This is a genomic window from Aliidiomarina quisquiliarum, from assembly GCF_023922585.1.
Taxonomy (GTDB): domain Bacteria; phylum Pseudomonadota; class Gammaproteobacteria; order Enterobacterales; family Alteromonadaceae; genus Aliidiomarina; species Aliidiomarina quisquiliarum.
In genome coordinates, this window is record NZ_JAMFTN010000023.1 from 132,719 (window position 1) to 141,716 (window position 8,998).

8 protein-coding genes are annotated in these 8,998 nt (G+C 46.1%); 1 reads left to right on the forward strand and 7 read right to left on the reverse strand.

Annotation, left to right across the window (positions count from 1 at the left end; translation table 11 throughout):
• Positions 1–29: 29 nt before the first annotated feature.
• From greA to M1L23_RS10190, 7 genes are all read right to left on the reverse strand, one after another.
• A complete protein-coding gene (greA, locus tag M1L23_RS10160) occupies positions 30–506 on the reverse strand; it encodes a transcription elongation factor GreA (RefSeq protein ID WP_252627253.1) in 477 nt (158 codons plus the stop codon).
• Positions 503–3,730 (reverse strand): carbamoyl-phosphate synthase large subunit, encoded by a 3,228-nt coding sequence (gene carB, locus M1L23_RS10165; protein ID WP_252627254.1) that lies wholly within the window; start codon positions 3,728–3,730, stop codon positions 503–505. Before carB ends, greA begins: the two co-directional genes overlap by 4 nt.
• A 15-nt stretch (positions 3,731–3,745) precedes the next feature.
• A complete protein-coding gene (gene carA, locus M1L23_RS10170; protein WP_252627255.1) occupies positions 3,746–4,921 on the reverse strand; it encodes a glutamine-hydrolyzing carbamoyl-phosphate synthase small subunit in 1,176 nt (391 codons plus the stop codon).
• 136 nt (positions 4,922–5,057) lie between these two features.
• Positions 5,058–5,882, reverse strand: coding sequence for a 4-hydroxy-tetrahydrodipicolinate reductase (dapB, locus tag M1L23_RS10175; RefSeq protein ID WP_252627256.1), 825 nt, complete (start codon positions 5,880–5,882; stop codon positions 5,058–5,060).
• 185 nt (positions 5,883–6,067) lie between these two features.
• Positions 6,068–6,514, reverse strand: coding sequence for a hypothetical protein (locus M1L23_RS10180; RefSeq protein ID WP_252627257.1), 447 nt, complete (start codon positions 6,512–6,514; stop codon positions 6,068–6,070).
• 29 nt (positions 6,515–6,543) lie between these two features.
• Entirely contained in the window at positions 6,544–6,858 is a 315-nt protein-coding gene (locus M1L23_RS10185) for a CopG family antitoxin (RefSeq protein ID WP_252627258.1), read from the reverse strand.
• Complete coding sequence (locus tag M1L23_RS10190; RefSeq protein WP_252627259.1) at positions 6,855–7,133, reverse strand: BrnT family toxin; 279 nt, start codon at positions 7,131–7,133, stop codon at positions 6,855–6,857. Before M1L23_RS10190 ends, M1L23_RS10185 begins: the two co-directional genes overlap by 4 nt.
• 224 nt (positions 7,134–7,357) lie before the next feature.
• Between M1L23_RS10190 and M1L23_RS10195 the strand changes: the two genes are divergently transcribed.
• Entirely contained in the window at positions 7,358–8,401 is a 1,044-nt protein-coding gene (locus tag M1L23_RS10195; protein WP_252627260.1) for an IS110 family RNA-guided transposase, read from the forward strand.
• Positions 8,402–8,998: the final 597 nt, after the last annotated feature.

Consider the following 8,998-nt stretch of genomic DNA (forward strand, 5'->3'; position numbering starts at 1 on the left):
GTTTTAACAGTATAAAAAGTTAAACAGCTTTAAAGATGAGCCACACTAACAATTTCATACTCAATATTACCGCTGGGGGTACCAACAACAACAACGTCGTCAACACTTTTGCCAATTAAGGCACGAGCAATAGGCGAATTTATAGAAAGCAAATTCTTTCTAATCTCTGCTTCATCGTCACCCACAATACGGTAGGTTACTTCTTCTTCCGTTTTAATATTATAAATAGTTACCGTGGTACCAAAAATAACTCGGCCCGTTTCAGGTAGCTTTGTAATATCAATAATTTGTGCGTTTGAAAGCTTACCTTCAATTTCTTGAATTCGGCCTTCACAAAAACTTTGTTGCTCGCGTGCCGCGTGATATTCAGCATTTTCTTTTAAGTCGCCGTGTTCACGTGCGTCTGCAATGGCAGCAATAATACGCGGTCGGTCTTCACTTTTTAACCGCACTAATTCATTACGTAGCGCTTCTGCACCCGCAACTGTCATTGGAATCTGTCTCATAAATCCTTTACTCGTTTGTGTAAATCCTGCAAAGAGCTCACTCGCGCTTTGTCGTCAACCGTATGGGCTTTTACTGTAGCAAAGCCCGCATTTAGGGTAATAGTGTACACCACACCGTTTAAGAGCGCCTCACGTCGAATATAAACCGAGTCGGTAATCGACTGGCGACCTTCAACGGTATTGACAATATAACTGTACTCCCCGTTTTTAATGGCATCGACAATATTCGGACGGCCTTCTTGTAATTTATTAACAATAGTACACTCAATACCGGCTTCCTTTAATGAACTACCAGTACCGCGGGTGGCTTCTACAGTAAAGCCTAAAGATATTAATCCGCGAGCTAAATCAATCACTCGTTCTTTATCGCTTGGGCGAACCGATAGCAGTGCTTTGCCCTTGGCTGGTAGCGCCTGCCCACAAGCCAAGTTGGCTTTAGCATAGGCTTCTTCAAAGCTTTCACCCACCCCCATAACCTCACCCGTAGAACGCATTTCTGGCCCACGAATAGGGTCAACACCTTGGAATTTGGCAAAAGGTACCACAACTTCTTTTACAGAATAGTATGGCGGTATAACTTCTTTGGTATAGCCAAGCTCGCGCAGGCTTTGCCCCGCCATTACACGTGCTGCCACTTTAGCTAAAGGCACCCCCGTTGCTTTTGACACAAAAGGCACCGTTCGTGCTGCTCGTGGGTTTACCTCAATCAGATAAATATTGTTATTTTGAATCGCGAACTGCGTATTCATTAAGCCACGTACGTTCAATTCGAAGGCAAGCTTACGAACTTGTTCACGTAGTTGGTCTTGAATAACGTCACTCAGTGAGTACGGTGGTAATGAACAGGCCGAGTCGCCGGAGTGAACCCCTGCTTGCTCAATATGTTGCATAATGCCACCAATGAAAACGTCTTTACCGTCGCAAATGGCGTCGATATCAACTTCAATGGCGTTGTCTAAAAAGCGATCGAGTAACACTGGTGAATCGTTCGACACCTTCACCGCTTCTGTCATATAACGACGCAAGTCGGCTTCGTCGTAAACAATTTCCATGGCCCGGCCACCAAGCACATAGGAAGGACGCACCACTAATGGGTAACCAATGTGGCGTGACTGAATCATGGCCTGGTCGAAGTTGGTTACTGTAGCGTTTTCTGGCTGCAGCAAGCCCAAGCGCGTTACTGCACTTTGGAAGCGTTCGCGATCTTCCGACCGATCAATGGCGTCTGGCGAAGTACCAATAATAGGCACACCGTTGGCTTCAAGTTCACGGGCTAGTTTTAACGGTGTTTGGCCACCATATTGAACAATTACGCCTTTTGGTTTTTCAATACGTACTATTTCTAATACGTCTTCAAGCGTAATCGACTCAAAGTATAAACGATCTGAGGTGTCGTAGTCGGTAGAAACGGTTTCTGGGTTACAGTTCACCATAATGGTTTCGTAACCGTCTTCACGCAAAGCCAGTACCGCGTGTACACAGCAATAGTCGAATTCAATGCCCTGTCCAATTCGGTTCGGCCCGCCACCAATCACCATTATTTTCTTACGATCTGTTGGCCGTGCCTCACATTCATCATCGTAGGTAGAATACATATACGCCGTTTCTGACGAAAACTCACCGGCACACGTATCAACACGTTTATACACTGGGAAAATTGAATGTTTTTCACGTAGCTTACGAATTTCTTGTTCGCCAATATCTAAAACCTCAGCAATTCGAGAGTCGGCAAACCCTTTACGTTTTAAATACCGTATGGCGTGTTCGTCTAACCCGGCTAAACCTAGCTCCGACACTTCTTGTTCAAGCTTAATTAGCTCTTCAATTTGAACTAAATACCAAGGGTCAATGTGTGTTAGTTTAAATATCTCATCAACACTCATACCAAGGCGGAAGGCGTCACCAATGTACCAAATCCGTTCAGCACCAGCTTCCGAAAGTTCGCGTACTATTTTTGCTCGTGCTTCTTCGTCGTTCACTAAGTCAACAATCGGGTTAAAGCCTGAAGCACCAAGTTCTAAACCTCGTAAGGCTTTTTGCAACGACTCTTGAAAGTTACGGCCAATAGCCATTACTTCACCCACTGACTTCATTTGCGTGGTTAAGCGGTCGTTCGCGCCGGCAAACTTTTCAAAGTTAAAGCGTGGTATTTTGGTTACTACATAATCAATAGTAGGCTCAAACGATGCGGGAGTAGCACCACCGGTAATATCATTGGCTAATTCGTCGAGGGTAAAGCCTACTGCCAGCTTGGCGGCAATTTTAGCAATGGGGAAACCAGTCGCTTTCGAAGCAAGCGCCGACGAACGGCTTACCCGCGGGTTCATTTCAATAACAACCATTCGCCCTGTTTCAGGGCACACGCCAAACTGAACGTTAGCACCACCGGTTTCTACACCAATTTCGCGCAGAACCGCTAACGACGCGTCGCGCATAATTTGATATTCGCGATCAGTTAAAGTTTGCGCCGGTGCAACGGTGATAGAGTCACCCGTGTGTATACCCATGGCGTCGAAGTTTTCAATCGAGCAAACAATAATGCAGTTGTCATTTTTGTCGCGCACTACTTCCATTTCATATTCTTTCCAGCCAATCAACGACTTGTCGATTAACAACTCGTTATTGCGGGAAAGTGCTAAACCACGGCCACAAATGTCTTCAAATTCTTCACGGTTGTAAGCAATACCACCGCCACTACCACCCATGGTAAACGAAGGGCGAATAATGCACGGAAAACCAACTCGCTCAAGTACGTCGAAGGCTTCTTCCATACTTTGGGCTATTTCAGCTTGTGGTGTTTCTAAACCAATCGACTTCATCGCCTTGTCGAAGCGCTCGCGGTTTTCTGCTTTATCAATGGCGTCGGCTGTGGCACCGATCATTTCAACGTTGTATTTTTTCAGAACGCCATGTTGCTCGAGCTCAAGCGCACAGTTTAGCGCCGTTTGCCCACCCATAGTTGGTAGTATGGCGTCTGGTCGCTCAATAGAAATAATCTTCTCAACCACTTCCCAGTGAATCGGCTCGATATAGGTTGCATCGGCCATTTCTGGGTCGGTCATAATTGTTGCTGGGTTCGAGTTAACTAATATAACTCGGTAACCTTCTTCACGTAGCGCTTTACAGGCTTGAGCACCTGAATAGTCAAATTCACACGCCTGACCAATAACAATAGGGCCAGCGCCGATAATCAAAATGCTTTTTATATCTGTACGTTTTGGCATGGTGCGATCAGGTCCTTAAGAATGAGCAGAAGTTAATGCGTGCTGTTTCATCAGTTCAATAAATTGATCGAACAATGGCATGGCGTCACGAGAGCCAGGGCTTGCTTCCGGGTGGCCTTGAAAGCCAAAGGCCGGTTTTTCTGTATGTTGAATACCCTGCAAGGTGCCATCGAACAATGACTTATGGGTGGCTTTTAAATGGCTTGGCAAGCTACTTTCTTCCACCGCAAAACCATGGTTTTGACTGGTAATCATTACAGAGCCATGGTCAATGTTAAGAACCGGGTGGTTCGCACCATGGTGGCCAACTTTCATTTTAATGGTTTTTGCGCCAGCAGCTAAAGCTAGTAATTGATGCCCTAAACAAATACCGAATAACGGTATGCCTTTGGCTAAGAATTCTTTAATTGCTGTAATAGCATAGTCGCAAGCAAGCGGGTCGCCAGGGCCATTCGATAAGAATATGCCGTCTGGCTTTAATGCTAAGGCTTCAGCAGCTGTTGTTTCCGCTGGCACCACGGTAACACGGCAACCCCGGTCAACGAGCATACGCAAAATATTCATTTTAGCGCCGAAGTCGTAGGCAACCACATGAAATGGTGTTTCAGTGGCAGTGGCAAAGCCTTCACCCAGTAGCCAACTACCTTGCGTCCATTCATAACTTTCTTTACAGCTGGTAACTTTCGCTAGGTCTAACCCAGCCAAACCACCAAAGCCCTGCGCCGCTTCTAATGCCGCTTTAATCGGCGCTTCTTCGTTGGCAGCGTACGTCATAACACAACCGTTTTGCGAGCCATGCTCACGTAAATGGTGCGTTAGGCGTCGGGTGTCTATATCGGCAATGCCAACCACATTATTTGCAACTAAGTAGTCGGGTAGGCTTTGAGAGCTACGGAAGTTACTGGCTATTAAAGACATATCGCGAATAACCAGACCTTTCGCCCACACTCTATTCGACTCAACGTCTTCAAGGTTCGTACCGTAGTTGCCAATATGGGGGTAAGTGAAGGTAATGATTTGTTCTGCGTAAGAGGGGTCGGTTAATATTTCTTGATAGCCTGTCATGGCCGTATTGAAAACCACTTCACCAACAGCCTGTCCTTCAGCGCCAATTGCGCTTCCGTTAAAAACAGTACCGTCGGCAAGAACTAGAATTGCTTTGCGTGCGGTCTTGCTCGCTTTAATGCTCAAGGTAACCTCCGAACATAAAAAAACGGGCAAGTGGTCGCTACTCCCCCGTTTTCACACCGTATCTTATGCCAAACGAATCAATTTCGACTCATTCAACACACATGAGCTTGCCGGCGTTCGACAAATTGTGGGTATTTTACGGAATTAAGCTGTTTCCGTCCACCCCAAGAACGTCTGTCATGGAATAAAAGTTAGCTTCTTTTGTTGCCAGCCATTGTGCCGCATGTAAAGCGCCCTCAGCAAAGGTTGATCTTGAACTCACTCGGTGGGTTAATTCTAACCGTTCTCCACCGCTCACCAAATACACTGTATGTTCACCAATAATGTCGCCGGCGCGTAAAGTGGCAAAGCCTATTGAGCCAGGTTTATGTATTGCCCCTGAAGCATTACGGTTCACTTCAGTCACTTCCGCTAATTGTTGCCCGCGCCCACGTGCTGCCGCCTCACCTAACATAAGAGCCGTACCACTGGGGGCGTCTTTTTTGGCCGTATGGTGCGCTTCCAGTATTTCGATATCAGCGTCTAAACCCATAATCTTACTCGCCTGCTCCACCAACATTGCCAGCGTATTAATGCCCACGCTAGTATTGGCCGCGTACAATACAGGAATATGCTCGGCCGCATGGCGTAACGCTGCCATATGTTGCTCCGACAAACCCGTGGTGCAAATAACAGCGGCAATTTTTGCCTGTTGGTAATGCGCAAGGCGCTGCTCAAGGCCTTCTGCCAGAGCAAAATCAACCACCACTTCGGCCTGTTGCAAGGTGGCATAATCACATTGCAGAAACACATTGCACGGGCCTTCTTGGGCAAGCAGGCCGGCATCAAGCCCTAAACTAGCTGACAGCTCGTGGGTTAAGGCTGCCGTAAGTTCCATAAGATCAGTTTTCAATATGGAACAGATTACTTCGCGCCCCATTCGCCCGGAAGCCCCCACCACCGCAATTTTTGTTTTCTGCATTGTTTTTGTTACCACCTTTTTATTACCACCCTTGCCTGCTTCTTGTTTGCCTGCTTAATACTTACCTTCGCAACATGAGCCATGCCAAAATAATGCGAACATCATTATGCCCTAACATTAGCAATCATATACAACAGCATGGGGAAAGTTTTAGGTCAATTCACGGCAGCGAATGATGCGTATTGTTAGGCACTTTTTGCACCTAAAACTGACCACTGCTGCCATGAACCTAAAGCAAACAGGCCGCCAATAAACAAACATATACCAGAACTAATTAACCAAAATGTCAGGCTGTTTTCTGGGAAAATTGGCATTAAGCTAACAAAGGAAACGCCACGAAGTAAAAGTATGCTGGCAATGAGGATTAGCGCTAATTTTGTTAGCGGTAAACGTATAATTACACCTGCACCCGACAGGCCATAAAGCGCCCAAACCAAAAGCACCATTACAATAATAGAGGTTACAATTGTCGGATACCAAAGCCCTTGCTCAGCCATCCGAGCCATCTGTTCGCCTGCACCAAAGAAGCGATACCAATCACCTCCGAAAGCAATACAACCAAGGTGAGCAAGTGCAGCAGCGAAACAACATATCGCCGCAGCCAAAAGATACTTATTACTAGCTGAATGCATCTTTCCCCCCTGAATGCCTAACGCCCAAATCAGCCGCGCGTATTTTGCGTCCGCTGCATTTGCTTGTTAGCTGTAAGATCTTGCAGTGAGCCGGAAATGTATTTGTGAATGATACTCGACACAAAAGTTTGGTACGGAATGCCCTCTTCCGATGCCCTTGACTGAATAGCAGTTAAATCCCTGTTTGAGATCCGGATATTGATCCTTTTGTCTTTTTTAAACGTGTTATTGGCGATTGCTTCCAGTTCCATTTTTCGTGTCTCAGTCAATACTGATTCAAACTCGCCAGCCTCTACGGCATCAAGCAGAGCTTTCTCTTCTTTCGATAATTTGCCTTTGCTCATGATCCGCCTCCAAGGTACAGTTTGGTAAATTTCCTGCTGGGAATGATTGTTTTCAAGAACACTTCATCTTCACTTTCTACATATGGGATGAGGTGAACATATTCTTTAATGCAAATGACAAAAATCCGTTGATTGGGGTAATCGGAGGCGTTTGGATGAGCAATATCGTCTAGTAGGTCGCCATGCTCAATATGAAAGATCGCTTCTTCAAAGGAAACGCCTCGCCCGACTATTAGCTCCTGATTTTTCTCAGGGTTCCAATTATAGATTTTCATAAATTGAAGTTTAGCACAAACGTGTGCACTTTGTCATCATTCGCACAAACAGCTAACGCCCGCCTAACACGCAATGTGTTGGCATGGCTTTTTGCGTTGTTTGCCAAAACCATGACAACTAATCATTGTCGGAGTTAAGGCGTTTGATACTCATTGAGCCTTCTCCCCAGTCTAGCCTGCTTGGCTAAACTGAAAGGCAACCAAACGAAAAAGGAGATGACCCAATGAACTTTTACAATAGCACTCATCAGCATTATTGTGGAATCGATTTGCACGCCCGCAGTCTCTATGTTTGCATCATTAGTCAGCAAGGTGAAACTCTGCTGCACAAAGAAATTCCCGCCAAACCAGATGCGCTGATTAAACTTATCACGCCCTATTTAGATGATATTGTCCTCGGCGTTGAATGTATGCATTGTTGGTACTGGGTCGCTGACTTCTGTGAAGACCATGATATTGAATTTATTCTCGGCCACGCTTTGTACATGAAAGCTATCCACGGCGGCAAAACCAAAAATGACCGTGTGGACTCGTTTAAAATTGCGGCCCTGATGCGCGGTGGAAACTTCCCTCTGGCCTATGTGTATCCTCGCAATATGAGGGCAACGCGCGACTTGTTGCGTCGCAGAACCAACTTGGTACGACATGGCGCTGACATGAAAGCACATGTCGTAAATACCACCAGCCAGTACAACTTACCGCCAAACAAAGTAAATCTAAAAAACGTTGGTGCGCGCGAACAACTCAACTCGACCTTTGATGATCCTGTTGTGCAACGCAATATCAGCCTAGATATGGCGGTTCTCGAGTGCTATCACCGCGAGCTTAGCCAAGTGGAATGGTTCTTAGAAAAACAGGCCAAGAAACATCAACCCGCGTACTTTTACCTGCTAAAAACAATCCCAGGTATTGGTCGCATACTCGCGCTGACCATCCTCTACGAAATCGGCGATATTCAACGCTTCGAGTCGGTTCAAAAATTTGCTTCTTACGCCCGGCTTATCAAATGCAAAGCCGAATCCGCCGGCAAAACCTATGGCACGCAAGGCAACAAAATCGGCAATGCCCACCTCAAATGGGCCTTCTCTGAAGCGGCGGTTTTGTACCTCAGAGGCAACTCGGGCGCTCAACAATTATTGCAACGCTTTCAAAAGCGCATGAGCAAAGCTAAAGCTTTATCTGCACTAGCTCACAAGCTGGGCCGTGCTGTTTATTTCATGTTAAAGAACGAGAAAATATTCGATGAAAAACGTTTCTTAAAGAGTTAGTCACGCAGCAGGATGATGATCAACGTCTAACTGGATCATGACGGAGTGTGCTGAAAACCGGTGTCTGCTGACTGGGTACGCAACCCTCGAACCGAATTTCTACACCCACTACGAAGCCCGTCGCTTTGATTATCCATTCTGCTGGCGTGCATCAATACTCTGAGCGAGTGCGCTTACACCGGAGCTGAACCTGAAACTAACTGGGACGAAATCGTAACCCGCTTTTTGACTAGGACAGATACCGGTTAACCGATGAATGTCTAGTGCCCCAAACTAATCTGCAGGGAGCAACTCAGTTTGGCAGTGGATAACCACCACACTAAGAGAGCCTCAATAGGTGTTTGCTGTAAGCCACCAACAGCCAACGATGACACACGAAGCAGGCTCACTGGCTCAGAGATTTGGTATTGGCCGCTTACGCGGCGGCCAATAAAAAACTAATGCCTATTGACAGGACGAAGGCTCATAGGTGTTATATTGCATTGCAAACGTCTCATAATCTCTTGATTTTAAGTTGGTAATATTATTTAGTACCAAGCGTTGAGAGCCATATGTAACTGCGAAACTTACGGCAACACCAGAATTGATATCTAAAAC